The organism is Dyadobacter endophyticus, from assembly GCF_014641595.1.
GTDB lineage: Bacteria > Bacteroidota > Bacteroidia > Cytophagales > Spirosomataceae > Dyadobacter > Dyadobacter endophyticus.
Genome location: NZ_BMIA01000002.1, coordinates 1413023 through 1439676 on the forward strand (window position 1 = coordinate 1413023; position 26654 = coordinate 1439676).

Genomic DNA, 26654 nt, shown 5'->3' on the forward strand with positions numbered 1-26654 from the left:
CGGGATCGTTGTTGAGGCGTGAGTTTCAAATATAAGGCAATTTTATCGCCACTCCAAGGTGTTCAGGAGCTGAACCATGTCGGCCTGCAGATAATCGATGACGGGTGCCAGCGAATCATTTTTGGTGGCCGTCGGGAAGTAAATCGCGCCCCTCATGAAATGCCCTGTACTGTCGGTAGTATAAAACTGGTACGGACTAGGCACATCGCCTTCAATCCTGAACAACAAAGCCGTCCGTCCCGATTTGCTCAAAACACGCTGCTCCTGGATCGACGAAGCCCTGATCTGATGCTTACTTGCCAATTTGTAACTATCGTCGATAAAAGCTTTCAGCAAAGCCGGGTTGTTGCCGAGCGGCTTGTAGGTAATTTGAATATTAGCCTTAAACTGCGGATAACTGATAAAAATCCAGTCTTTCCCCGCCATTTTAAATGTATCCGGCTCCACCACCGCATATTTGGAATATTGAAATGTGTAGGGATACTTTTCGGGGAGCTGCCGGTAGCTGTGTGCGGGAAGGTCAATGCGGTTGTAGCCTTTGGGTTTCGGAACGTAATTTTGCTGCCCTTCTTTTTTACAGCCCGACATTAAGAACAGTGAAGCAGGCAGTATAATGCTAAAAATGAATCTGTACATAGAGTTGGTCCCGTTGGCAAACTTGCGCAAAACTAACGAAAACAGCTTTATATTAATTTTATCTGAAACCTGTGAAAACAAAAAAGCGAAACTATCGCTGATAGTCCCGCTCTCCGGCGCCCTCCTCTGTTACTCGACGGTAACCGATTTGGCAAGATTTCTTGGCTGGTCGACATTCCGGCCCCGCATTACTGCGATATAATACGAAAGCAGTTGCAGCGGGATCACGGAAACAAGCGGCGTCAGAATTTCATGGGTATTGGGCACTTCGATCACAAAATCGACCATCCCGGGGATTAATGTGTCGCCTTCCGTCACGATCGCGATTACACGGCCTTTGCGTGCTTTCACTTCCTGGATATTGGACACGATCTTTTCATAGGAACTGTCCTTCGTAGCCAGGAAAACTACCGGCATATCCTCGTCGATCAGTGCGATCGGGCCGTGTTTCATCTCCGCGGCGGGATAACCCTCGGCGTGGATGTAGGAAATTTCTTTGAGCTTCAATGCCCCTTCCAGCGCCACAGGAAAATTCAATCCACGTCCCAGATAAATGAAGTTGCGCGCATATGTGAATATGAATGCGATCTCCTTGATTTTAGCCGCATTTTCAAAAACCCGCCCCACCTTCGCCGGGATCGTTTCGAGCTCGATCAGCAGCTGGCGGTAGGTTTCTTCCGAAATCGTACCTTTTCGTTTCGCTACGGCAATGGCCATCAGCGTAAGCACAGTCACCTGGGCAGTAAATGCCTTCGTACTGGCCACGCCGATTTCCGGGCCCGCGTGTGTATAAGCGCCTGCATGCGTAGCACGGGCGATGGAAGACCCAACCACGTTGCATACTCCGAATATCGTAGCCCCTTTGGATTTTGCGAGCTCAATCGCCGCAAGGGTATCCGCTGTTTCGCCCGATTGGGAAATGGCTATTACAATGTCGTTTTCTTTAATGACCGGGTTACGATAGCGGAACTCGGAGGCATATTCTACCTCCACATTGATCCGCGCCAACTCTTCGAAAAGGTATTCGGCTACCAAGCCGGCATGCCATGAAGTACCACAGCCTACGATCACCACGCGGTCGGATTGGGCGAGCTTATCGAGGTAGTCGTTCAGTCCGCCGAGTTGCAGGTGCGCGTCGTCCGCACGCAGGCGACCGCGCATGGAGTCGGCAATAGAGCGGGGCTGTTCGAAGATTTCTTTGATCATGAAATGGTCGTAACCGCCTTTCTCGATGGTTTCCAGCTCCATTTCGAGCTTTTGAATGTATGGAATGGTCTCTTTGGTACTTTCAAGGTGCTGAATGCTCAGTTTGCCGTCGCTGATTACCGCTACTTCATAATCGTCAAGGTAAACGACGTCTTTTGTGTATTCCACAATGGGTGTGGCATCCGAAGCGAAGAAGAATTCGCCCTCGCCTATCCCGATCACCAGTGGGCTGCCTTTGCGGGCCGCAATGAGCTGACCAGGATGGTCGACCGACATGACGACGATGGCATATGCGCCCACAACTTCTTTCAATGCAAGCCGCACGGCAGCTTCGAGCGTAGCACCCGTTTCTTTCTGGACATCTTCGATGAAATGGATCAGTACTTCGGTATCTGTGTCGCTCAGAAACTTGTGACCTTTGCCAATCAGGTTTTGTTTGATCGACGCGTAATTCTCGATAATGCCGTTGTGGATAATGGACAGGCGGCGGTTGTTTGAATAATGCGGGTGGGCATTTACGTCATTAGGCTCGCCGTGCGTGGCCCAGCGCGTGTGGCCGATGCCGATCGTAGCGGTAAGATGCTTTCCTGCCAGCTCCGATTCGAGGTCCGACACCTTCCCCTTTTTCTTGTAAATATTCAATTCGCTATTTTCGAGCAACGCTACTCCCGAACTATCATAACCACGATATTCCAGACGTTTCAGTCCCTTTAAAATCAAAGGGTATGCCTCCCTGTTTCCAACATAAGCCACAATTCCGCACATATTCTTAAAATATTTTAATTTTTGTGTATGTTCTAGACTAGGCAAATAAATGGCAATCGGTGGTCGTTAGCAAGCTAATTTTTAATTAAATACTAAAAAATATCCAATTTATAGAAAGTGCTCGAACACGCGAAACATTCCTGAAAAACACAAAAAAGCCGGCGACTCTGAGAATCGCCGGCTTTTCCGCGTTGTGAAATCTATCTGTTAGCTTACCAGATCATTATAGAGATTGTAATACGACTCCGAGAAATTCTCATCCTGCTCATCGAGCTGAACGCGTTTCGGCGCATTGTTGAAAATTTCATTGAGACTCGCGCTGCAATGCTCCTCGGCTTTCAGCACCGCGTCGGCATAAGCACATCCGATTTTTACAAAACCTTCGAAATCGGCAGAATGCAAATGCGCCAGCGCCTCATCACTCACGTCCATTGCCTTGGCTTTGCTCTGCAAATCGGCATCGAATTTATAGTCAAATGCATTATTATGTACGGTAAACACACTTTTCGTATCCTTAAACATCGGATCGTTACGGTAAGTGGTTTTAAGGTACAATGGAATCAGAGCCGTCATCCAGTCATTACAGTGCACCACGTCCGGAGCCCATCCCAGTTTTTTAACTGTTTCCAAAACACCCTTGCAAAAGAAGATCGCGCGCTCGTCGTTGTCGTCGAAGAAGTTGTTTTCCTTATCGAAGAATACGGATTTGCGATGGAAGTAATCATCGTTATCTATGAAATAGACCTGCAACTTCGCATTTGGAATCGAAGCTACTTTGATGATCAGCGGCTTTTCTTCATCTCCTACGGTAATATTGATTCCTGACAGTCGAACTACTTCATGAAGCCTGTTTTTGCGTTCGTTGATAAGACCGAAACGCGGAACGAGTATCCTGATTTCTGCCCCTCTTTCCTGCATTGCCTGAGGAAGCTTCCTTACGTAATCGGCAACATCGGTTGTTTGGAGGAAGGGATTGATTTCACTGGCTACATACAAAATTCGTAGTTTCTCCATAGATCTTTTAGCAGTTTGTGAAAAAAAGTTTTGCAAAATTATACAAAAAAAATGGCAATTTCAAAAGATATTCCAAACTAATTGTCATATTGCGCCCAGTTTGGGATTTCCGTGTCCTGATGTTTCCATAATCTGCTTTACGAATGATGCTATCTTGAAAAAGCAATCGTAGCCCGCAGGTTACTCCCTCAGTTTTCGAATTTTACATGGAAGTATTCACTTCGGTCAAAAGCCTCCGCCAATACCTGGATCAGCAAGTTTTACAGCAAAAAACCATAGGCCTCGTCCCCACGATGGGAGCCCTTCACAAAGGCCACATTTCGCTGATTGAAGCCGCAAAAAAAGACACTGATATCGTCATTTGCAGCGTATTTGTGAATCCGACTCAGTTCAACAACCCCGAGGACCTGGCCAAATACCCGAGAACGTTTGAAGCAGACCGTGCCATGCTCGAAGAGGCAGGCTGCTCTGCTGTCTTTGCGCCATCCGTAGAAGAAATGTATCCCGAGCAGCCCGTCGTTAAAATGAACTTCGGCGCATTGGAAACTGTAATGGAAGGCGCATCCCGCCCCGGGCATTTCAATGGCGTGGGCATTGTTGTTTCGAAGCTCTTTAATATTGTAAAGCCGCACCGGGCGTATTTCGGGCAGAAAGACTTGCAACAGGTGTCGGTAGTACGCCAGCTGATCAGCGACCTCGGGTTCGGATTTGAGCTGGTGATATGCCCCACCGTTCGCGAAAGGGACGGACTGGCGATGTCCTCACGTAACACGCGTCTGAACGCAGCTGAACGCGCGATAGCGCCGCACATCTACCGCATACTCGCAGCGGCGGGCGAAGACCTGCGCACGGGAAGGCAGGTAAGCGAAGTAATCGGTTGGGCAAAAAGTGAATTTGCGAAGATCAAAGAATTTACCCTCGACTATTTTGAGGTAATCGATATCAAAACCCTGCTACCCATTGAAAAAATAGGCCCTGCGGGCCTCAATGCGATCTGCGTAGCGGCTTTCCTGGGCCCGGTAAGACTGATCGACAATATTGTATTCTGACTTAACTCACCAACGCATTAAAATGAAGAAGGCCCCTTTCGGAGCCTTCTTTTTGTTGTTATGCCAATTTCCAGTCGCCGCGGTATTTGCGTTGCACGAACTGGTTTGCTTCGTCGAAGTTGGTAATCTTCATGTTCTTGCCATCCCACAACAGTTTTTTGCGGCCCGGGTAGTCGAAACCCTTGCCATCGGCCTTCGCGGCGCGGAGGTTGTAGCTGCGGATACCGAGGTTACCCATGATCACAGTCTCCGTCAACGGACCAGCGTAATCGAATGATGAAGTCAGCGCTTTGTGCTCCTTGCTGTTGAAACCAGCCTTGCAAGCGTCGCTCCACGATACGTGGTGACCAAATTCCGGCATCGTCGTGTATTTGTTACCGAAGTCGCCTTGTTTGTATTCCAGCTTGGTGCCGTCTTTGAGGTATACTTTTGGTGCAATACCATAAGTTCCGCAAGTCATTACACCTTTTTCACCAATCAAAAGCACACCATTGCTGCTATCCGGCTCTCCCAGCGGATCGTTCGCGGGGATCAAATCCGGGTGGAACGGACGGAGACCACCGTCGTGCCAGGTCAGCGTCACTTCCGACTTGTTCACTTTGTTCGCAGGGAATTTCAATTGAACGCGGGACGATGGCGGGCAGCCTTCCGGAATGTATTCTGCATTCCAGTCCTTAATGAACACCTGGCCAACGCTACATTCGAGTTCCGTTGGATAACCAAGGCCGAGCGTACGGAACGCCGGGTCGATCAGGTGGCAACCCATGTCGCCCAGTGCGCCGGTACCAAAATTCCACCAGCCTCTCCATTTGAACGGGTGCCATGCGGGGTTATAATCCACCCAGTCGGCACAACCTACCCACAATTCCCAATCGATATCCGCAGGCACTTCATGTTTGCCGGTCGGAACGGGAATGCCTTGCGGCCATACCGGGCGATTGGTCCAAACATGCGCTTCGTGGACGTTACCGATGAGGCCTTTGTTAAACCATTCCTTCATCTGGTTCTGCGCAGGGTTGGAAGCGCCCTGGTTACCCATTTGGGTTACCACTTTATATTTGCGCGCAGCTTCGGTGAGCATGCGTGCTTCGTAAATATCGTGTGTAAGGGGTTTTTGTACGTACACGTGCTTGCCACGCTGCATGGCTGCCATCGCGATGATCGCGTGCATGTGGTCGGCAGTCGACACCGTTACGGCATCGATGCTCTTGTCCATTTCGTCGAACATCTTGCGGAAGTCCTTGTACTTCTTCGCATCAGGGTGCAGCTCGAAATTCTTTTTCACTTGTGGCTGTCCCCAGTCCACGTCGCACAGTGCCACCAGATTTTCGGCGCCTTTGTTCCATGCATTGTTGGTGTCAGAAAACCCTTTTCCGCCCACGCCTACACCGGCGATGTTGAGCTTGTCGCTCGGCGCTTTATATCCTTTTCCCAGCACGTGCCGGGGAACAATGAAAAAACTTCCAATGGCCGCTGCGGAGGTCTTCTGTAGAAAGTCCCGGCGGTTAACGTCTTTCGGTTTGTTTTCTGTACTCATCGGTTTTGGTAATGAAAATATAAAGTAGATTAATATAGATTAAAGGAATAAGTTTTTACTGAGGATCAAATACTATTAAATCCCGCTTAAATATAATAATGTTCTCACGAAACCCATGAACAGCGGCATTTCAATTGTCGCGGAACTGTGCCACCGGCGAGTATGTTTTGATGGCTGGGTATTATTCCTGTAACTTTGCAAGGGTAATGCATTTCAATTAGACCAATACCACCGGGTAATGCAAATCACAGTAATGAAATCGAAGATTCACCGGGTTAAGGTGACTCAGGCAGAATTGAACTACGTTGGCAGCATCACGATCGACGAGGATCTGATCGACGCCGCGGGATTGATAGAGAATGAACAGGTTCACATTGTGAACAATAACAATGGCGAACGTTTTGTCACATATGTTATTAAAGGCGAACGTGGTACGGGTATGATATGCCTCAATGGTGCCGCCGCCCGCAGGGTGCAGATCGGCGACATTATCATTATTATTGCGTACGGCAGCATGAGCCAGGAAGAAGCGAAAACCTTCAAACCGATGGTGGTTTTCCCGGATCATAACAACCATCTGGTAAGCTGATCTTCCGGTTTTCACCTCCACTATATATCCATATTAGCATAGCATGAAAAACATACTGCGTTACACCATATCGCTTGTCCTGGCAGGCGGTCTGCTCTGGTTTGTGTTTAAAGATATCAACCTGAGCGAAATGCTCGACCGTTTTGCCAAATCCGACTGGCGGTGGATCGCCGTATCATGCTTTTGCCTCCTGCTCGCGCACATTACGCGTGCGTGGCGCTGGGGAATGCTCATCGAGCCGCTGGACCATAAGCCGGGTATTGTAAACAGCTCGGTGTCGGTCCTTACCGGTTACTTTGCCAACTACATCGTCCCCCGAATGGGCGAAGTAACGCGTTGCGGGACATTGTATCGCCTCGAACGCATTCCGGTGAGTTTGAGCTTCGGTACCGTTGTCGCCGAGCGAATTTTTGACGTCATTATATTGGTTTTGATGATTGGATTGAATTTCATCCTCGAATTCGAGCGCCTTAGTACCTTCTTCACTGATTTTTTCCAGAGCAAAATAGGCGGAAGCCAGGGCGGCGGTTCGGGTAGCGGCATGTTGCTCAGCATTCTGATCGTCGGCTTACTTGCTATCGGAGTTGTGGCTACGGTTATTTTCAGGAATGCAGCATTACGTAACAAATTGCAGCAGAATGCGATTATCTCCAAGATCGTCAACTTCGCCCAAGGCATGCTCGAAGGACTTTTGAGCGTACGTAAGCTGCGCAATCCCGGCCTTTTCATTTTCAGCACAATCCTGATCTGGGTACTTTACTACCTGGTTTCATACGTACTTTTCTTCTGTATCCCCGAAACGTCGGACCTCGGTCCATTGGCCGGTCTGACGTTGCTCGTAGTCGGTGCGATTGGTATGACAGCGCCAACGCAAGGCGGGATCGGTGCTTACCACCTCCTTGTCGGTAACGTGATGGTGCTTTACGGACTTTCGCAGAACGACGGCATCACATTGGCGACATTCATCCACGGCGCTCAAATGCTGTTCATGCTCGTGATCGGCGCATTGGCGTTCCTGTATGTACTGATTGTGAACAAAAACAAGGTCGAAGAGCCGGAGCAAGTATCTGCGGCAAACTAATTGTAACTTTAATAGTCCTGAAAAATGGAAATGGAGTATGTTACGTTATTCCATTTCTTAAATCCATATTGTCTTTTACGATGAATTTGACAGAAAGCAAAATCCTGAGACTAGAAGAAGCGATCTCGACCGTTGAAGCATGGCAACGCGCCGGACAAAAAGTTGTTTTCACCAACGGATGTTTCGATATTGTGCATCTCGGGCACATCGATTACCTTGAAAAAGCCCGTGCATTGGGCGACAGAATGGTGCTCGGCCTGAATACCGACGCCTCGGTAAGCCGCCTCAAAGGCCCGCTCCGCCCGGTGGTGAATGAATACGCAAGGGCACGGTTAATGGCAGCGCTCTCGTTCATCGATGCTGTCATTTTGTTCGACGAACCGACTCCTAGTCAGTTGATCGAGGCCGTAAAACCTGACATTTTGGTAAAAGGCGACGATTATACGGTCGAGAACATTGCTGGCGCGGATTTTGTTTTGGGTAGAGGAGGTGAGGTAAAAACGATCGCCTTGGTACAAGGCTACTCGACTACCGCACTGATCGAGAAAATAAAACAAGGATATAAATAACGATAACTATGGGACTTTTGATTGCTTTGATCGTAATGGGCGTCAGCTTTTACGTGCAATGGCGTTTGAAGAGTAAGTTTGAAGAATATTCACAAGTGGGGTTGAGTAACGGAATGAGCGGTAAGGAAATCGCTGAAACCATGCTCCGGGAAAGCGGCATTTACGACGTAAGAGTGGTGTCCGTGGAAGGACGCCTGACCGACCACTACAATCCGCAGGATAAGACGGTCAACCTCAGTCCCGATGTATATTACGGACGTAGCGTAGCGGCCGCGGCTGTGGCGTCCCACGAATGCGGGCACGCGGTGCAACATGCTACCGCATACAGCTGGCTGCAATTCCGCTCGCAAATGGTGCCATTCCTGAGCGTTGCCTCGCAATACATGCAGTGGATCATATTGATTGGTGTATTGCTGATCAATACTTCGATTATTCCGTTGACGATTGGTGTGGCATTGTTCGCGGTAACTACATTGTTCAGCTTTATCACATTGCCGGTTGAATACGATGCGAGTAACCGTGCATTGGCGTGGATCCAGAAAAACCGTATTGTGAACGAACGTGAGTATGTTATGTCTGCCGATGCATTGAAATGGGCAGCCCGTACTTACCTCGTAGCGGCGATTGGTTCTTTGGCTACGTTGCTCTACTACGTGAGCTTGCTGATGGGCCGTCGCGATTAAGACTAAAAACATTGTAAGGTGATACTGTCACCCTGAGCGAAATCCGTCTGTCATCCTGAGCGAAGTCGAAGGATAATTGCGATGGTGCCTTGGCCTTTCGACTCCGCTCAGGGAGACAGTGTCATTGCTTCGCTCAAGGTGACAGTGATATTGCTTCGACTTCGCCCAGGGTGAAGTCGTTTTTGCATGAACTGTAAATCCAGCCCTATTTCTTCCGCTGGTTCCAATACACCACCAGATTATGCGTCGCCCTGCCTGAGGCGATAATGTCCAAATCTCCATCGCCGTCCAGATCCGCTGGTAGCAGGTCTTCACAGGCGATCTTGATCTTTTCATCCAAAGTATATTCCGACCACTTCTTGCCATCGGGATCAGCTCCCACATAGATCCGAACACCGGTTTCGCCGGTCACATTCGGGTTGCGCCAGCCCATTACCACCTGGTCGCGGCCCTGGCCGAAGAAATCCGCGCAGGCCAGCGCGTGGCCTTCCTTAATGCGGTCGGTGAGTACTGTGCGGCCGTCCTTGGTATAAACCACCAGCTCATTGCCGTGCATAGGCTCGATCGTAGCGGTGAATAACTGCCTTTTGCCCAGACTCCCAGTTCTGATCTCCCCTACCCCGCGCTCCGGCACCATCCAGTTCCCCGAGGGCGCCCAACCGTCGGCCCCGTCGAGAAATACCTGCACGCCTTCCTTACTGGCAATGGACAGCCCAGCCATTCTGCCGGGAATTTCCATCGGCTGAAAGTTGTGGGTCATGTGCATGTTGGTTTCAATCAAATTGTAGGGCCAAATACCTTTTTTGTTTTCAGGAACATCGAAAACGATCAGCTTTACTCCGGCACCGTTTCCACCGGTATTTCCTTCGCCATGCAATGGTAAAACGGCCAGCTGATATTCACCGTCCGCTTTTCTGACCCAGTGCATTCTGTGAATAGTCACTTCATGATGCAGGCGCACCGGCTCCCAGGGTTTGGTGCGGTCGTCGGAGGCAACCATATAGAATACCGCTCCCGACGTTTTCAAATCCTTCGTTTCGGAAGGATTCCAGCCTGCACCTACGGCCACTTCCACCTTCCCGTCGCCATCGATGTCGCGGGCGGCGATGCATACGTTATCCTGCTCGGTGAGATCCTTCGCCATCACGTAGCGCGTCCAGGCACCGTCTTTTTTCCCGGGATTTTTATACCATACGATTTCCTTCTTGTCGGCCAGGAGAATATCCAGCTTCCCGTCGCCATCCACGTCGCCGGAAGCCACGCCGTAGCCGATGCTTACCTTGTCATCAATCGTCTCGCCGTTGAAAGTGGCTGTTTGTGCAAATGCGCTTCCAGTTATTGAAAATGCTATCGAGAACAATAATCGTTTATTCATATTCCTGAAAAGCGGCCACTGCCGATGGGTAAAAGTTTTGACCTATTTTTTAACAATATACTTCAAAATGAACTCCACAGACATTGAAAAAACAGTTTTTTGTGTCGCTTTGACCTGCATTACCTACTTTTGTGAATTATTGTAAAACCAAATATCCTTCATGAAAACAGTCCCTTTACATCAGCTCCACATGCGTTTGGGCGCAAAAATGGTCCCGTTTGCAGGTTTTGAAATGCCTGTACGCTACTCTTCGGATCTGGATGAACATCACACCGTAAGAAATGCCGTGGGTGTTTTTGATGTATCGCACATGGGCGAATTCAGTATAAAGGGGCCTGGTGCGCTGGCATTGGTGCAGAAAGTAACCTCCAATGATGCTACTGCGTTGTATGATGGAAAAGTGCAATATGGTTATCTCCCCAACGCCACGGGCGGTGTCGTCGACGACCTGCTTGTTTACCGCATTGCCGAGGATGATTATTTCCTGGTAGTAAATGCATCCAATATAGAAAAGGACTGGAACTGGATCCAGAGCCACAATGCCGAAGGTGTAGCGATGGAAAACCTCTCCGATTCGCTTTGCCTGCTGGCCGTTCAAGGGCCGAATGCGACTGCCGCATTGCAAAAACTGACCGACGTGGACCTCGCCTCAATGGAATACTATACCTTCAAAATCGGGGAGATGGCGGGTATTAAAGACATTATTATTTCCGCAACGGGCTATACCGGCGCGGGAGGTTTTGAGATATATGTAAAAAATGAGGATGCCGAAAAAATGTGGAATGCCATTTTCGAAGCAGGCGCTGAGTTGGGTATCAAACCAGTGGGATTGGGCGCGCGCGATACCTTGCGACTTGAAAAAGCATTCTGCCTTTACGGAAACGATATCGACGATGACACTTCGCCACTGGAAGCCGGCCTTGGCTGGGTGACCAAATTCACAAAGGATTTCATCAATTCCGAAGCCTTGAAAGCACAAAAAGATGCGGGTTTGAAAAGAAAACTGATCGGCTTCGAGATGATCGACCGCGGCATTCCGCGCGGACATTACGAGCTGTGCGATGCGGAAGGTAACAAATTGGGCGAAGTGACCTCGGGAACACAATCGCCTACGCTGCAAAAAGGGATCGGGTTAGGCTATGTGCCCTCGGAGTTCAGCAAAGCCGGCACCGAAATTTTCGTAAAAGTGCGCGACAGGCTGTTGAAAGCACAGATAGTAAAAACACCTTTTGTAAAAAACTAATCCCTCCTATTCAGTCCGATTGCATTTTATATGAAACAACTTGACGTTTGTCTTACTCCCGATTTACTTCATCTGCACAAGCTCGATAATTCAATAGTGGTAGTGGCCGATATTTTCAGGGCTACTTCCTGCATGGTAACCGGCCTCGCTTACGGCGTGAAAAGCATTACGCCGGTCGCCAGTGTCGAAGAATGTAAGTTTTTGCAAGACAAAGGGTTTATAGCCGCGGCCGAGCGGGATGCACGGAAAGTGGAAGGTTTCGACCTGGACAACTCGCCGTTCAGCTACATGCACGAAAGCCTGATCGGCGCACAGATAGCCATGACGACCACCAACGGGACGTTGTCTATTTCAAAAGCGAAATCATCGGCAGTGAAAGTGATGATCGGCTCGTTCCTTAACCTAGGCGCGTTAGCCAATCACCTGAAAACGGAACCTTACGACGTATTGGTGCTTTGTGCCGGCTGGAAAGGCCGTCCTAACCTCGAAGACACCTTGTTTGCGGGAGCGCTGGCAGAAGCATTGAAGGACCAATTTATGCTACTCGAAGACGGAACCCTGATGGCGCAGCGTTTATACCAGCAAAGCAAGGATAACCTGCTAGCCAGCGTTTCAAATTCCTCGCACGTGCGGCGCTTGCAACGCCTGGGCATTCAGAAAGATATTTCCTATTGCTTGCAAACCGACCTCTATGATATCGTACCAGTGCTCCGAGGAGGAACACTGGTAGCTATGAACTAATATTTACTCAATCGAAACTGCATGTACAGACTAGTTTTTACGATTTTTTTCGGGTTACTGCTCCTTGCAGGTAAGGTAGAAGCGCAGAGAAGAAACAACACACCCAGAAAAACTTTAATAACGCCTAAAAAGAAGGCAACCACTCCTGTGAAACCAGCGGCTGGCGTTCCAGCGGCTGGCGTTCCAGCGGCTACCAAAGCAGATAGCTTGCAGCAGGTCCCGGCCATTGCTACCCCTGCTGCGGACACAACGGTCGGGGACACCACAATGCCGAGTGCAATTTCGGCCAGTGGTGATACGCTGACCGAGGCCGCGAACGAGGCAAAGCTCCCGGTGGAAAAGGCCGATAGTATACATGCCTACAAGATTACAATCGAAGATATTTCGTACCTCTCGGTATGCCCGGGCACCAATGTCACCATCCCGTTCAAAACGGAAGGTCCTTTCGACGAAGGCAATACCTTTATCGCGCATATTATCGATGCAACGGGCAAATCCGTGCCTATTTCACTTCCTGTGAAGAAGAGTCCGGTTAAAGCCGTGATCCCTTCCTACAAAGTGGGCGGCGAAGTTTACCGTATTCAGATCATTTCCTCTATTCCTGTGATAAAGAGTCAGGAAGTTCCATTAAGACTCCTGCAAGCGCCGGCAGCAAAGATCGACCTGATCGACGGGACTCAAACCGTCCGCATCATGCCCGGGCAGGAAGCGCACCTGCGTGTGAACCTCACTGGCGCGGCACCATGGTCGTTCCGGCTTTCGGATAGTACCACCGTACTGCAAACGCTTTCGAACCCACATTATATTACTGTAAAACCAACGGACGTAAAAGCTTACCGTGTGACCGGCGTTTCAAATGCTTGCGGAAGCGGCACTACTTCCGGTGAGGCTATTGTGAATGTGAACAATAACCCGGAGCCTAAACTGGAACTGAAAGAGATCGAGAAAATCGCGAAACTTTGTGCGGGCGTTCCTTTTCAGGTGCCTTTCAATGCAACGGGGAAATATAAGGAAGGAAATAAATTCGTCGTTCAGATCGCTGAGCGGAGCGGTGCTTTCAAGAACATTTCAACACCCGACTCATCCGGCTATATTACCACTCAAATCCCCGACACGTACAAACCGGGCGAATACCGGCTGCGCGTAACTTCAACGGCTCCGTACCTCGTAAGCCAGACGACGAACATTTCGATCATGTCGCCTACCGTGGCAACCCTGCAAAAGGATTCATTGAGACTGGGCGAAAACGAATCAGGGCAGCTTACTGTGAAGTTCACTGGCGGAGGCCCGTGGTTTGTGCTGCTTTCGGACGGTACTTATGAGAACAATATCCAGGAATCACCCCATAAGATTAAGGTAAAACCATTTTACGACACCAATTACCAGATCAGTTCGGCAGGTGGTCTTTGTGGCGTGGGGAAATTCTCAGGCTCGGCGAAAGTGACCGTAAAAAGCCCGCCGGCAAGCATCACACTCGAAAGATTACCGCAAAATATGGCCTGTGCGGGTTCCACCATTGATATTCCCTACAAAACGGAAGGCAGGTACAATCCGAACAACAAATTCACGGTTCAGATGACCGACAAATCCGGAAGATTCGTGACCTTGCCCACGACGGTCACACCTACCGGCATGCAGGTTAAAATTGCAGCAGCAGCGCCGGGAGACACGACGAGGATCCAGAAAATCCGTATCGTTTCCTCCTCCCCTGCAGTTTCGAGTGCCATTGAAGAACTGGAGGTAATCGCTCCCGACAAGGCCGTTGCGGAAGTATCCGGACGCGGCACGGTTTCGGCAGGGCGTTCTACCCGCATTCAATTGAGATTCAAAAACGGGCTTCCACCCTGGTCATTTACGCTTTCCGACGGCACGACGATCAACGGTACATTCCTTAACCCGTATCTGATTTCCGTATCGCCGGCTTCTACCACAGAATATACCATCAACTCACTGAAAAGTGGATGCGGTACGGGTACCGGGCGGGGTTCGGCAGTCGTGACGGTGGAAAACTAGCATTCGGCCATGCGCAAAGGGAGGATACTATTTTTTTTAATTGCCGTCATATCCGGCCCTTCGCGCATTCTCGGACAGACTTTGCCGTTAGGCGAATGGCAAAGCCATTTTAACTACCTATCTGCCAGACAGGTCGTTGAAGCAGGTTCGCGGATTTACTGCGCTTCCTATAATGGCCTTTTTTCCGTAAAAACCGAAACCGGAGAACTACGGGCGCTTTCCAAAGCCGACGGACTCAGCAATACCGGCATCGGCACTATGGGTTACCTGCCTGCCGCCCGGCTCTTGTTACTGGCTTACCGGAACGGCACGATCGATTTTGTTTACCTTAATGAACAATCCGAACCCGAGCAGATCGAAACCTGGGATCTTTTGAACAACACGCAGGGATTGCCGGCTGATAAAGCCATTCGGCGCATTGTTTTCAGGGATAATCTGGCTTATGTCGCAACCGGTTTCGGGGTGCTCGTTCTGGATACTCAGCTTCGGCAGGTAGAAGAAACGTATCGCTATATTGGCCCCAATGGTACGCAGATAGCTGCGAGCGATCTGACGTTTTCGGGAGATTCGCTTTTTGTCCTGAATGCACAAGGCATTCTGGCGACCTCTATGCGTGAAGATCTGAACCGGCAATATTTCGCAAACTGGAAATCGATAGCGAGTCCGGGTAACGTTTCAAGTATTGCGTTCTTTTCCGGTGCCATTCATGTAGCTGTTTCAGGAAAAGGTATTTTTAAATATGAAAAAGGAGTTTGGAAACTCGTCTACACTTCCATTGCACCTGCATTGCGTATCCTGGACACTGGGGATTTGCTAACAATTACGACCGGGAGCACCGTACTCACGCTCGATCCGCTTTACACCTCCCAGACTTTTAGCAGCCCGCTTTTCGCAAACGTCCGGTCAGGTATTCGTCAAGGAACGAAAGCGTTGTGGTTGGCCGATCAAAAAAATGGTCTGATCTCCAATCGGTTCTCAGACTTTAAACCGGTTTCTCCGGCGCAGGGCGATACCACCATTTCACCCCGCCCGGATTCGACAATCACCGACCTCAATGGCCTATCATGGACCCGACTGCCCGAAACACTGGGTGGCGGTATTAGGGTAAGCAGCGCAGATGGCTTACGAAGAAAGGTACTTTCAACATCCATCGGCAGCGGTACATTACCTGCTTCGAAAATCAACAGCCTCGCGCTGGATCAGGACGGGTTTGTCTGGTTTGCCAGTGCCAAAGGCGCTGGTTATTTCATCCCGGATGGGGTTCTGGAAGCAGCCCGCGTAGATGCGATCCTGCCTATTTACGGTCAGCGAAAGCTATTCAACAACGAAGAATGTACGGCCCTGGCCGTTGAACCGGGTAACCGGAAATGGATCGGCACGCGAACTGGTCTTTACCTTTTCAATGCAGATGGTACCGAGCTGCTCAGAAAATTCACTTCTGCCGACAGTCCGCTACCATCGGATGTGATCCGTACGCTGCGGTTCGAGGCGGAAAGCGGATTACTTTTCATAGACACTCCCGCCGGAATGGTCTCCTACCAAAGCGATGCCAAGGTGCCGACCGAAAATCTGGGGCGTATCACCATTTTCCCCAATCCAATTCGACCAGGCTATTCCGGCAATGTGGGAATCAGCGGTCTTACCAGCCAATCGACCATCAAAATTACCGACCTTGCGGGCAGACTTGTCTTTGAAACGCATTCCGAAGGCGGCCTTGCCTCCTGGAACCTTAACGATTATACGGGACGCCGCGCGCGGGCTGGTATATATATTGTGCTCGTCGTCTCGGCCGATGGCTCTGAGCGACAGGCGGGTAAATTGGCAATTATTAATTAAAATCATAAATTAATCCATGCGTTCAGACTTGAGGGCGCAGTAGACTATATGACGTCGAATCAGGAAAAAACGCCTTACATCGTAGGCATCACCGGCGGCAGCGCCTCGGGGAAGACCTATTTTATGAAAAACCTCATCGACGCGTTTGGTAAGGATGAGATCACACGCATTTCGCAGGACAATTACTACCGGCCGATCCACGAAATCCCACGCGACGAAAATGGCGTGGAGAATTTTGACTTACCCGAGACCATCGACCATCACCTTTTTGCGGAGCATATTGCTGTTCTCCGGGCAGGGCGTACCGTACAGCAGAAGGAGTATACTTTCAATAACCCGTTGATTACACCGGAGATCCTTGTTTTTGAACCAAGGCCGATTATTATCGTTGAAGGTATTTTTGTTTTCTATTTCCCTGAAATAGCCAGGCTTATCGATTTGAAAATTTTTGTCGATGCCAAGGAACATGTTAAAATAAAACGGCGGATTATTCGTGATAATAACGAGCGGGGTTACGACCTCGACGACGTATTGTATCGTTGGGAACATCATGTCGCTCCGACTTACGACAAATTTATACTTCCATTGCGTGCAGAAGCGGATATGATCATCAATAATAACTCCCGGTTCGATACCGGCTTGCAGGTGCTTATTGGCTTTTTGAAAGGGAAATTGGAAGAACAATACAAACACTCATCATAGTCATCTCTAAATTCAAGCGAGTTAATGAAGAATTATTTACCGACAATTTGGCGGGCCTTTTCAAAACACATCACTATTCTTGCGATAGCTTCAATCACTTTTTCCGCCTGTGATGACGATACCGAACCTGTTGACCCGTACGAATATTACCCGCTGACAATCGGGCACTACCTGGTCTACGAAGTCAACCAGGAGGTGTACTCTACGGGCCAGCCTGCCCCGGTTGTAACGAAATGGCAGGAAAGGGACGAAGTCGACAGGGTTGTTTCCGATTCGGCCGGGATTGTTACTTATATTATTGCAAGATCGACCCGCAATTCGGCGACGGACTACTGGCAAAAGGTGAAGGAGTTTGCTGTACATAAATATCCGGACAAGCTAGTGACCAATGTTGACAATCAGCCGTTTCTCTCGCTCACATTCCCGATCAATTCGCGCATTACCTGGAACGGCAACAGCTATAACAACCTCGATGAGCAGGATTCTTACTATGAGCCGGGATTCAAATCTGTCAAAATCGGTGACCAATCATTCGATAATGTCCTGACCGTCGTCGAGCGCAAAGACACGTCGATCATCAACCGATACGTAACTATCAAACAATATGGTCCTGGCGTAGGTCTTATTTCCGATGATCAGACCACCTTCGAACTGTGCCAAAACGACGAATGCATCGGTTCCGGGAAAGTGGAGTCCGGCAGTCACAAATCACGGAAAATTATAGAGTACGGTAACCGGTAATCATTGGATATCCGTCCGTACGGTCAGTCAAAACTTGATTTTTTCATATTCGTTGTCAATAAAGCTTGCAAATTCGATTTATATATATAAATTTACGACGGATACTGGTATTAATCATTTCAATAACCGATAAACAATGAAAACATTGACATCGCACTCTACACAGACAAAAAAGTCTTACCGCAAGCCGGTCCTCGTACTTCATGGTGACGTTAGAAAACTCACTAAGGGTAAACTTGGAAGCCTTCCAGATGTTGAACCTGGAGACAATAAATTCTCAAGCGAGGGTTAATTAGGGGTCATCAGACGCATTTGATTTCACATTGGTACTTCAAGGTGTTGTGTGTTTTGACGAAAGTGGGCATGAATTGCTTGCTTTTGGTGACAAATACAAAAATAAGCTGGAAGGTCGCAATGTAACAGTAGCAGAAACAGGGTTTAAGGAAAGTCCCTTTTATTCGTTCATACTGGGAATTCAAAGGAAAGAACTTTCTGAGCCGGAATGTTTAAGTAACAGGTTACTTAAACATTCCGGCTCGTTTTATGCCCGGTTGAAGAAACTCGATGAGTCTGGAATAGCCCTTTCTGTCGGTGCCTGGGTCGACGAAGAACGAGAAACGATTTGTCTGGCGAGGGATGCGTTTAGTCCTGTGCCTCTTTATTACCTGCATATACCAGGCAAATTTGCGTTTTTTTCCACAAATTTATCTTCGATAGTTAATTCTGACCTAATCAGGAAAAAATATCTGGAACTAGATGTGTTCCACATCCTGGCGCATCTGGATCTCAGAATAGAACGTTCATTATCCCGCTCATCGGGGACGTTTTTCTCAAATATAAAGACGGTTCCGCCTGGCCACATGGTAGAGTTAGGCCCTACAACGGTAACGATCCAACGATACGTCTCTTTCGATCCTTCTAAATGGAAATCGCTTAAAACAGCCGACGAAGCAGGAGAAGCCTTGTTCGGGGTGTTCCGGCAAAGCGTAAACCATTGCTCGCTGGGTAACGAAGGTAAACCGTTCGCGTCACATCTGAGCGGTGGTCTCGATTCGTCTTCTGTGAGCTCCATGCTGAGATTTATTAATCCTCACGCTACGATTCACACGATACATAACAAATCAAAGTACCCTGATGCCGACGAAAGTGCCTATGCACGAGCGGTTGCTGAAAAAATAAACTCGGTGCACCATGAGGTATTTCAATCGGAAGAAGATCTGAATCTCATAAGGCTGCAAACCTCCCTTTCGGCCCAACCGCTGGGATCCAGGCTGTCTCCTGCACTCTTATCTACCATGCTTTTATACGCCCGGGACCTTGGCAGTAAGGTCCTGCTAAACGGAAGTGGCGGCGATTCGATTGTAGGGAGCGGGATGGAAGTCTTTCTACATGCTTTTAGGACCAGGAATTGGCCGCTTTTGAACCAGCTGCTGTCGAAACGCGTACCGTTCTTTACCCCGACTATCTTTGAAGGATGGGAAACATTCTCATACGACAGAAAGGATTTCCTGGTTAAGCAATTCTACTATTACAACAGAATTACCAGGGCAGGGCGCTCTCCTCTCACACTTGCCAAAACGTATTTTGAGCTGGCCAGAAACGTGGACCTATCACACTCATTCATGCTGAAACGCGGGCTCAAAAACTTGTTGAATAGACGAAATAAGCCCAACGTAAATGGCCAGGTGACGTTGGGAAATGATGAGCTTCTTGAATTAAACGACTCGGAATCCACATTTTCGTATGCACAGTCACTGCGGGGCGATTTAGACCCGCTGCAATATGGTGCCCTGTTCGACGACGTCTTCAATCCGATGGTAAGCTGGTCGGCGGAGAATATGTTCGACCTTGGTAATCACTATGGCATTAGCAGCAGATCCCCTATGAAGACCAAGGCGCTGTTCGAGCTGTGCATGTCTATTCCGGATTTGATTAAGTTTGGGGAAGGCCGGGGCCGCGAACATTTTAGGATGGCTATGAAAGAACTGCTTCCGCCTGAGGTGTATAACCGAACGAGCAAGGCCACACTCTCGTCGCAATACGGGCAAGATATGACGCTAAGGTTGTGGAATCAGGCCAAGGAATCGATTATGGATTCAACGGTCCTCTGGGATTTTGTTGACAGGAAAAAGCTCCTCCATGAAGTAGAGATATTAAATAATCCCAATATATCGTACGATCAGAAAACGAAGACCTGGCAGCACCTTACCCGTGTCGTTACGCTATCGTCCTGGCTGGATTGGCTATCCGCAAACAAATAACCGCCGCCAGCAAATTGCTGACAGCGGCATTCAGAATTTCACAATACCGTCTTCGGTCCTTATCGGATAATGACAATCCTACCCGTCTTCTCGAACTCGGTCCCCGAAGCGTTTTTGGGCGTTATTTTAATTTTATAGACATACAGCCCGGAGGTAAGTGATTCCACTTGCATATACCAGGTAAATTTCTCTGTAACGTCGGTATCCATTACCTTTTCAAAGATCTGATTCCCATTCTTATCGAAAAGGAGCGATTTTATTGACGCTCTTTCCACTCCGTAACTTCCCATTGCGGCTTCAAAGCGCAAATACGTAGTGGCTGGGTTCGGGCTTGCAACAACTTCGACTCCCGTTGTATTTCCTTCACTCACTTCAAAGAACAATTGGTATGGTTGAACAGTGGCATTTGAGGCCATGTCTCTCCCATTTACCAACAACTCATACTTGCCAGCGGCAAGCCCTGTCGACGCGTAACTTAAGCGAATTGAGTGGCTGGTCACCGAGTCGATGGTCACATTCGGATCAGAGATGTTAATTTTCTTAAACTTGCAGCTTTCATCCTGGCAAGCTTTCAGAAATACTTCGATCAGACTTGTATCGGCGACGACTAATCTATCGTCTTCCAGATCAACAGTAATTCTCGGATTAGGCCTGATCACCTCATTATTTTCCAATTGCCTGCCATTAAAATTTACGCTCAATACAGGTGGAACAACATCTTTAAGCGCCGTCGCAGGATACGCCTTCTCGTCTTTTGCACGGTCCCAGTCGATAAGCAATTCGGCGATGTTATTTTTTCGCGTCATCTCCGACAGCGTTATCTTGGGATCGATCACTACCTGAACGCTCTGGAGAATCTTGTCATTCACAAACGTTACTTCCAACGTATCGGAGTAAGCAAAGGCCTGAACAGTCTCTGTTTTGGAAATATTTCCTTCCTTATATCGGTAAGAAATCTCCACAGGTACCTTCCCTCCTTTCTGAAATCTGCCTTTGTTAGAAAGTACGGTCCGCAGTCTCAGGTTCGCTGAATTCCCGATTGTTTTATCCCCAAGTTCAGAATGTATGGAGATACCTTCGTCTGGATCGACGGCATAATCAGGTTTGTCTACCGTAATCAGCCTAAGCGCCGGATCGCCCTGAAGTAATGACTGATGAATGTTGGCAATAGCATATGCCCCCTTGTCCGTACTTGCTATTTTCTGAGAAACGGCTAACTGGATTTTGCCTATTGTTTGATTGACCATGTCAGGATTGGCAAACATTTCCTGGTATAACTGGCTGAGATAATCCTCGGAAGGGCTTACAAAGCTCTCAAACGAGTTAGCCATGATTGCGATCGCTCCACGTCTCGCTGCCAGCAACCAGTCCATCGACAAAGAATAACGGTCACTCGTATTAGCTGCCGGATTAAACCTGCCGCTAAAAATGTTACCAACCCCGCAGCCATTGAAATACATCATCGGGTATCTCAACGCGTTGCTATACGCCCTTACCTCGTCAGTAGCATAGCCCATGTCGAGATCGGTAATTGTCGTCGAACCGTGTCCAAAATACGTGATCAACCCAACGCCCGCATTAACTTCCGGCGTTATGTTAACTTTTTCAGGTTCAATAATGCCTTGTTGCTTGACAAATGCGGTAACCTGACCTCCCAGCTGTCCATCTGTTACGACGGGAACCAGGTTTTTCAACATGCTTTTAAGTTGCGTGATTTCCGAAGTTGTTTTTCCTCCATTCAAATGAAGAACCTTTTTTCTCCATCCCAACTCTCCAAATGCATTGGATTCATATTCTTTAACCTTTTGAAGGTAATCTCTGATATTATCGTTGGTGACTGCGGGTATTCTGCCTATCGGCACGCTCGGGATATTAGCCGGAGTGCCACCTAAACCCTCTACCAGCAGCACATCTGATCCGGGATATCCAATTGTTGGGACTTCATCGGGAAGTTCCCGCTTCATTCTTTCGTTGTGTGTGATAGACTTGCCTATGAGCAAGATTTGCTTATCTCTATTTCCCTGCGTAAGCATGAAGGCGACAAATTTTCGGATACCGACCGGACTTGGCTCGCCGTAGTTAAATTGGTTGTAAATATCCTTAATGCCCACCACCAACGTCTTGTAGCCGCCTCCGGCTGCACTCGCCCGATAATCGGCATATAGTTTCGCCCCTTCAAACAGGTTCTCGCTCGTTATGATGATGTAGTTTGCAGCAGCCAAATCCAGTTTTGTGAACTTTCCTGAACTCATATTTGCAGCTGCCACCGTGGCAACTTCACTAGTCACCAGCAAATTTGCCGCTTTTCCCGCCTGACGGTTAAATGTAAAGTCCGACAAACTTCCCGGGTATATAACCGGACGGTCTTCATTTGTTATATCCAGAATTTGCGCACCGGCTGCACCATTCTTCAATCCGATTCGGGATGTCTTAGAGGTGGTCGCCGGGACAGTAAATTGTAGCGTTTTCAGGCCTGCCATGTCGAGATCCTGTGCGTACGAGATCGTAAAGTAGGCTGGCGAAAAACGGTCAAGCGCATCCTGGCTAACAGATTTAAAAGACAAAACACCCTTCCCATCAGTACCAACATCCTCCCCTTTCAATTCAAATGATGTTTCTACCCCTGCAAAGCCCGCATTGCTGACAGTCTGTACCAGTCGAAGGGATTGCTCATTTTTACCAACATAAATTTCGATATTCCTGGTATTGTTGCTTCGCCCATGCACGAGCAATTTCAAAATAGCTTTATCAGCCCCCGACTTACCCAGCTTGCTCAGTGTGAATGCATAGGGTACTTGCTTTTTGCCAAGCTGCACTTTCGCCGTTTTACTGGCGGCAAGCTCGAAGAAACTGTTAAAGAAGCTGGGACGTATCGGAAATTCTGTACTTAACGAATATTCTTGCAGAAAAACATTGGGGGCTATCGCCGTTGCTTCAGTGAGTAGTGGTGTGGCGGGGTTTGTGGCGACACTCTGTGTTTCAGCTCGCAACCCGGCGGCGTCTCCATTGATGAGAAAGTAAGCGCTTTGGTCTGAGTAAAAGCTAAAAAATGGGTTTTTCCGCGAACTCATAGGCCGGTAAAGCAATGAATCGGTTTGCCCATCATTAGGTACCGCGTAGAAGGTAATTTCGCTTTTAGAGGTGCTTAGAATGGCTACCTGCTGTCCGCGGTGCCATAACTGGAGCTTCTCCGGCGCGGTTGTAGAAAAGCCGGCAGGAAGCGATGTGAAGGGGATCTTGTAAATCCCCTTCTGTGCTATCGCTATTTTGACATAAGGTTTGTCATAAGGAATCCAACTATTGGCGTATGGTGCTCCCCATTGAGCTAGTACTTCAAAACATTGCAAAAACAATATTACTGTAATAGCTATCCTCGTCTTCAAACCTGTGTGCAACATACCTAACAATAGTTCTTTCCTTCTGATACTCGTTTCTACTTTTATTTTTTCAACACCTTGCGCAGGTATACGTCATCATTTTCGGTTGAAATTTTGATAATGTATTCGCCAGACGGAAGATTGTCAAGGTTTACCTTAGCTCCTGTTCCACCTCTCTGATAGAATGTGCCCTTATGGTCCATAACATCCCAACTCTTGATCTTGGTTGGCACATTTAATTTCAATTCTACTTTGCCGACAGTTGGGTTTGGCCATACTACCAGCGCAGAAGTGCCTTCTCTTGTCACGGATACTATTTTCGAATAGGTAATTTCACCTTCTACTGTTTCTCCATTTACATCGGTAGCCCGGTCTACCTGTTTCAGGCGGTAGTAGTTTGTTCCTGCAAACGGATTCAGGTCGGTGAACTCGTAAGATGTCGGCACGTCGCTGTCACCTCTTCCTTCCATCGAACCGATCGCCTCGAAGTTTTTCGCATTGTAACTTCTTTCGATTACAAAGTGGCTGTTGTTCCTTTCTGAGGCAGTTACCCAGGTTACATTCACCTTTTCGCTTCCTGCCGCCTTTGCATCAAACGACACCAGGCTTACCGGCAGAGGACCTTCCGTTACCAAAATGCGCAATGCGGGGTCACCCTGAAGAATAACCTGGTGAACGTTAGCCCTGTCAGCGTCATAGTACGAGGCAACCCGCGAATTCTGGCCAGCATTATAGGTATATCCCAAGCCTTTGGTTTCCAGCGCTACTGCACGCAGGATCTGCCCGATAGTACCACGATCCGCATCCTTTTCACTGAAGATTTTGGGATACAGGCGATCCAGGAATTGGTTCGATGTGGAGGCATAAGCATCCCAGTCGTTTCCAAATACCACAATAGCACCTGCATTGGGGGCCAGCAGCCAGTCGAGCGACAACGGCCTTTTTCCTGATGAACTAGGATAGTTCGGAGGAATAACTCCACTGACCGGCGTGTATCTGTTGCTAAAAATATTATTTACTCCGCATCCGTTGTAAAACAACACCGGGTATCTGCCCACATTCGCATAGCCCTTGGTTCCATCGGTAGCATAGCCGAAGTTAAAATCAGTCGCATCAACGTTGCCGTGGCCGAAGTAGGTAATCATACCTGCCCCAATCCCGTTCAGATCACCCGAAAGCGTTGTTTGCTCAGTGTTTGCGGTTATCGGGGTTTTCTTTCTTTGTATCGTATCTCCTAAAAAAGGCGCATTAAGAATCGGACCGCTGATATCTGTTAAATATTTCGCAAACGTTGTTACTTCACCGGCGTCCTTACCTCCGTTAATGTGTATCACATTTTTCCGCCATGCCAGGTCTTTTTGGGCTTCGTAAGTTTTCACCTTTGCCAGGTAATCCCTGACCTGCTGGTTGGAAATCGCTGCAATCCTTCCAACCGGGATTACAGGCACGTCATCAAGTGAGCCTCCCAAACCATCAGCCAGCAATAAATCCGATCCGGGAAAGCCTATCGTCGGAATTTCATCCGGAATTTCGCGAACGCTCCGTTCATAATAGGTAGTGGACCTTCCCAGCAACAACAGAAATTTATCGGTGTTGGTATCAGAAACAAGGTAATCGACAAACCTTCTGATTGCAACGGCGCTTGGCTCTCCGTAGTTAAACTGATTGTATACGTCTTTAATTCTCTGAACCAACGGCTTATACTTCCTACCCGGCGTTTCAGACTGCCTGTATGTCGCATATTCATTTGCCGAAGTGAACAGCGTATCGGAAGTAATGATCAGATAGTCAAAATCTGTTGGATTGATTTGCTGGAAAGTAACACTTGTGGGGGTTCCGGTAAGAACTTCTGTTCCGGCGAACAACTTCATGGCATTGCCATTTCTCGAAACCATCATGTCGGCAGCCGCCCCGTTAATAATCCTTGGGTTATGGTTATTTGAGACGTCGATAAACCGCAATGGGGCCTGAGGCGAACTGGCAGGAGGATTGAGTACCGTAAAACGGGTGTTGCCACCTGATGCAGGAAAATTAAACTCGTATGAGGTCAGTCCCTGCATATCGATGTTTTGATCGTACGTTACTGTATAATATGAGACCGAAAAACCATCCGCTCCAGCGCCGGTCCCACGGAAGCCCAACAAACCTGTTCCGCTCGCATAGTCCGTATCGAGTATTGTGAATGGGTAGTCGGTATCCAGGAAACCTGCAACACCGGCTGATCCCACTACCCGAAGATTGGCCGCATCCTTACCCACGCTTACTTCTACGCTCGAATTGGCGGTGAACTGGTATCCCCGGCCTTTGAGGTGTACATTAACTTCGGGGGCATTCGACCCGTATTTCGAATTGATTGAAAAGGCAAACGGCTCGGCTACATAACTGTTAGTAAAAAGCGCCGGTTTAGCATTGACCGTACGCACAGCCAGGTTATTCCCGATCCTTGTACCGGTTCCTGCTTTCCCTTCTTCAAAATAACTATTCAGGGTAGTAGGACGCGTAGGATAACTGGTCATGTGCGAATTCTCGATCACGAACTTCTTCAAAAACGTGAACTTGTGAAATTCCTGCTTCGCAAGACCAAGATCGGGCGCGAGCGTTTCCGTTGTTGCCACCGGTCGGGGGGTTGAGTCAAATGTCAGGAAGTAAGTGCTTTGATCTGAATAAATACTGAAATAGGGATTCTTTCTTGTAGTCGGCAAGCGGTACAAAAGCGCATCAGAAGCCCCATCATTGGGAACACCATAAAATTCAACCTCTGTGTTGGAAGCGCTCACCAGCGTCACTTCTTCGCCCCGATGATAGAGATGAAGAAAATTCGGCTTGTTTTTGAAAGCGTCCGGTAAAGTCACCTTGTATAGTCCCGCCTTGGACACGGTAATTTTTACCCATGTCTGACCATACTTTCCGTCTAACCATTCATTCCCGTACTTCCCACTCCAGGGCGACTGCGCAAATCCGTTTAATTGAATTAGTAGTGAGGCGGCAATGAAAAAAAGAGTAGTAAACCTTTTTGAGCTCATAAAGTCCTGTTTAAATTATTTTTGTGTGATTTATTCTTTGGTTTCCCGAATGCGTAGGAACCAGGCTGTTCGCAATTCATACGCTTATTAAAGCTACAACATCTTTGATACCGCAGCAAATATACTTATCAAAATGTAGTAAGCCGCTTATCCGGGGGCTATTATGTTTCCAGACGCGGAAACATTCGGCGGTTACTTATCTCACACGATCGT

At 48.4% G+C, this 26654-nt stretch carries 20 protein-coding genes; 13 read left to right on the forward strand and 7 right to left on the reverse strand.

Going from position 1 to position 26654, the window contains the following annotated elements; all coding sequences use genetic code 11:
• Positions 1 to 42: 42 nt before the first annotated feature.
• From gldD to IEY24_RS17990, 3 genes are all read right to left on the reverse strand, one after another.
• On the reverse strand, positions 43 to 636 hold the full coding sequence (gldD, locus tag IEY24_RS17980) for a gliding motility lipoprotein GldD (protein WP_188934543.1): 594 nt from the start codon (positions 634 to 636) through the stop codon (positions 43 to 45).
• 129 nt (positions 637 to 765) lie between these two features.
• Positions 766 to 2607 (reverse strand): glutamine--fructose-6-phosphate transaminase (isomerizing), encoded by a 1842-nt coding sequence (gene glmS / locus IEY24_RS17985; RefSeq protein ID WP_188934545.1) that lies wholly within the window; start codon positions 2605 to 2607, stop codon positions 766 to 768.
• A gap of 207 nt (positions 2608 to 2814) precedes the next feature.
• Complete coding sequence (locus IEY24_RS17990) at positions 2815 to 3621, reverse strand: glycogen/starch synthase (protein ID WP_090380574.1); 807 nt, start codon at positions 3619 to 3621, stop codon at positions 2815 to 2817.
• Between the two features lie 206 nt (positions 3622 to 3827).
• Between IEY24_RS17990 and panC the strand changes: the two genes are divergently transcribed.
• A complete protein-coding gene (gene panC / locus IEY24_RS17995; RefSeq protein WP_188934547.1) occupies positions 3828 to 4670 on the forward strand; it encodes a pantoate--beta-alanine ligase in 843 nt (280 codons plus the stop codon).
• A 58-nt stretch (positions 4671 to 4728) separates the two neighbouring features.
• Here the strand turns inward: panC and IEY24_RS18000 are convergent, their stop codons facing one another.
• Positions 4729 to 6207, reverse strand: coding sequence for a Gfo/Idh/MocA family protein (locus tag IEY24_RS18000; RefSeq protein ID WP_188934549.1), 1479 nt, complete (start codon positions 6205 to 6207; stop codon positions 4729 to 4731).
• Positions 6208 to 6445: 238 nt separating this feature from the next.
• On the opposite strand from IEY24_RS18000, the gene panD reads away from it, so the two are divergent.
• The 4 genes from panD (at position 6446) to IEY24_RS18020 (ending at position 9129) form a co-directional block, all read left to right on the forward strand.
• Positions 6446 to 6796, forward strand: coding sequence for an aspartate 1-decarboxylase (gene panD, locus IEY24_RS18005; RefSeq protein WP_188934551.1), 351 nt, complete (start codon positions 6446 to 6448; stop codon positions 6794 to 6796).
• 43 nt (positions 6797 to 6839) lie between these two features.
• Positions 6840 to 7877, forward strand: a complete 1038-nt coding sequence (locus IEY24_RS18010; RefSeq protein WP_188934553.1) for a lysylphosphatidylglycerol synthase transmembrane domain-containing protein — start codon at positions 6840 to 6842, stop codon at positions 7875 to 7877.
• Positions 7878 to 7957: 80 nt separating this feature from the next.
• Positions 7958 to 8446, forward strand: coding sequence for a D-glycero-beta-D-manno-heptose 1-phosphate adenylyltransferase (gene rfaE2 / locus IEY24_RS18015; RefSeq protein ID WP_188934555.1), 489 nt, complete (start codon positions 7958 to 7960; stop codon positions 8444 to 8446).
• A gap of 8 nt (positions 8447 to 8454) precedes the next feature.
• Positions 8455 to 9129, forward strand: coding sequence for a zinc metallopeptidase (locus IEY24_RS18020; RefSeq protein WP_188934557.1), 675 nt, complete (start codon positions 8455 to 8457; stop codon positions 9127 to 9129).
• Positions 9130 to 9334: 205 nt separating this feature from the next.
• Here the strand turns inward: IEY24_RS18020 and IEY24_RS18025 are convergent, their stop codons facing one another.
• On the reverse strand, positions 9335 to 10504 hold the full coding sequence (locus IEY24_RS18025) for an FG-GAP repeat domain-containing protein (protein WP_188934559.1): 1170 nt from the start codon (positions 10502 to 10504) through the stop codon (positions 9335 to 9337).
• Between the two features lie 160 nt (positions 10505 to 10664).
• Here IEY24_RS18025 and gcvT point away from each other — a divergent pair, with 160 nt between their 5' ends.
• The 8 genes from gcvT to IEY24_RS18065 all read left to right on the forward strand — a co-directional run bounded on the left by gcvT (position 10665) and on the right by IEY24_RS18065 (position 20041).
• The gene (gene gcvT / locus IEY24_RS18030) at positions 10665 to 11747 is read left to right on the forward strand and encodes a glycine cleavage system aminomethyltransferase GcvT (RefSeq protein ID WP_188934561.1); all 1083 of its coding nucleotides are present in this window, start codon (positions 10665 to 10667) and stop codon (positions 11745 to 11747) included.
• A gap of 30 nt (positions 11748 to 11777) precedes the next feature.
• Positions 11778 to 12488: a 2-phosphosulfolactate phosphatase gene (locus IEY24_RS18035; RefSeq protein WP_188934563.1), complete on the forward strand. Its 711-nt coding sequence runs from the start codon at positions 11778 to 11780 to the stop codon at positions 12486 to 12488.
• Between the two features lie 21 nt (positions 12489 to 12509).
• Complete coding sequence (locus IEY24_RS18040; RefSeq protein WP_188934565.1) at positions 12510 to 14501, forward strand: hypothetical protein; 1992 nt, start codon at positions 12510 to 12512, stop codon at positions 14499 to 14501.
• A gap of 9 nt (positions 14502 to 14510) precedes the next feature.
• A complete protein-coding gene (locus IEY24_RS18045) occupies positions 14511 to 16337 on the forward strand; it encodes a PorZ beta-propeller-like domain-containing protein (protein ID WP_188934567.1) in 1827 nt (608 codons plus the stop codon).
• Positions 16338 to 16385: 48 nt separating this feature from the next.
• Positions 16386 to 17039, forward strand: a complete 654-nt coding sequence (locus tag IEY24_RS18050) for a uridine kinase family protein (RefSeq protein ID WP_188934569.1) — start codon at positions 16386 to 16388, stop codon at positions 17037 to 17039.
• 24 nt (positions 17040 to 17063) lie between these two features.
• Positions 17064 to 17780 carry a hypothetical protein gene (locus IEY24_RS18055; protein ID WP_188934571.1) on the forward strand — a complete coding sequence of 239 codons (717 nt, stop codon included), beginning with the start codon at positions 17064 to 17066 and terminating at the stop codon, positions 17778 to 17780.
• Between the two features lie 136 nt (positions 17781 to 17916).
• Positions 17917 to 18072 carry a lasso RiPP family leader peptide-containing protein gene (locus tag IEY24_RS33110; RefSeq protein ID WP_188934573.1) on the forward strand — a complete coding sequence of 52 codons (156 nt, stop codon included), beginning with the start codon at positions 17917 to 17919 and terminating at the stop codon, positions 18070 to 18072.
• Between the two features lie 49 nt (positions 18073 to 18121).
• Entirely contained in the window at positions 18122 to 20041 is a 1920-nt protein-coding gene (locus tag IEY24_RS18065; RefSeq protein WP_498067798.1) for an asparagine synthase-related protein, read from the forward strand.
• 59 nt (positions 20042 to 20100) lie between these two features.
• Here the strand turns inward: IEY24_RS18065 and porU2 (IEY24_RS18070) are convergent, their stop codons facing one another.
• Together porU2 (IEY24_RS18070) and porU2 (IEY24_RS18075) are read right to left on the reverse strand one after the other, a co-directional pair.
• Entirely contained in the window at positions 20101 to 23439 is a 3339-nt protein-coding gene (porU2, locus tag IEY24_RS18070; protein WP_188934577.1) for a putative type IX secretion system sortase PorU2, read from the reverse strand.
• Between the two features lie 41 nt (positions 23440 to 23480).
• A complete protein-coding gene (gene porU2 / locus IEY24_RS18075) occupies positions 23481 to 26441 on the reverse strand; it encodes a putative type IX secretion system sortase PorU2 (RefSeq protein WP_188934579.1) in 2961 nt (986 codons plus the stop codon).
• Between the last annotated feature and the right edge of the window lie 213 nt (positions 26442 to 26654).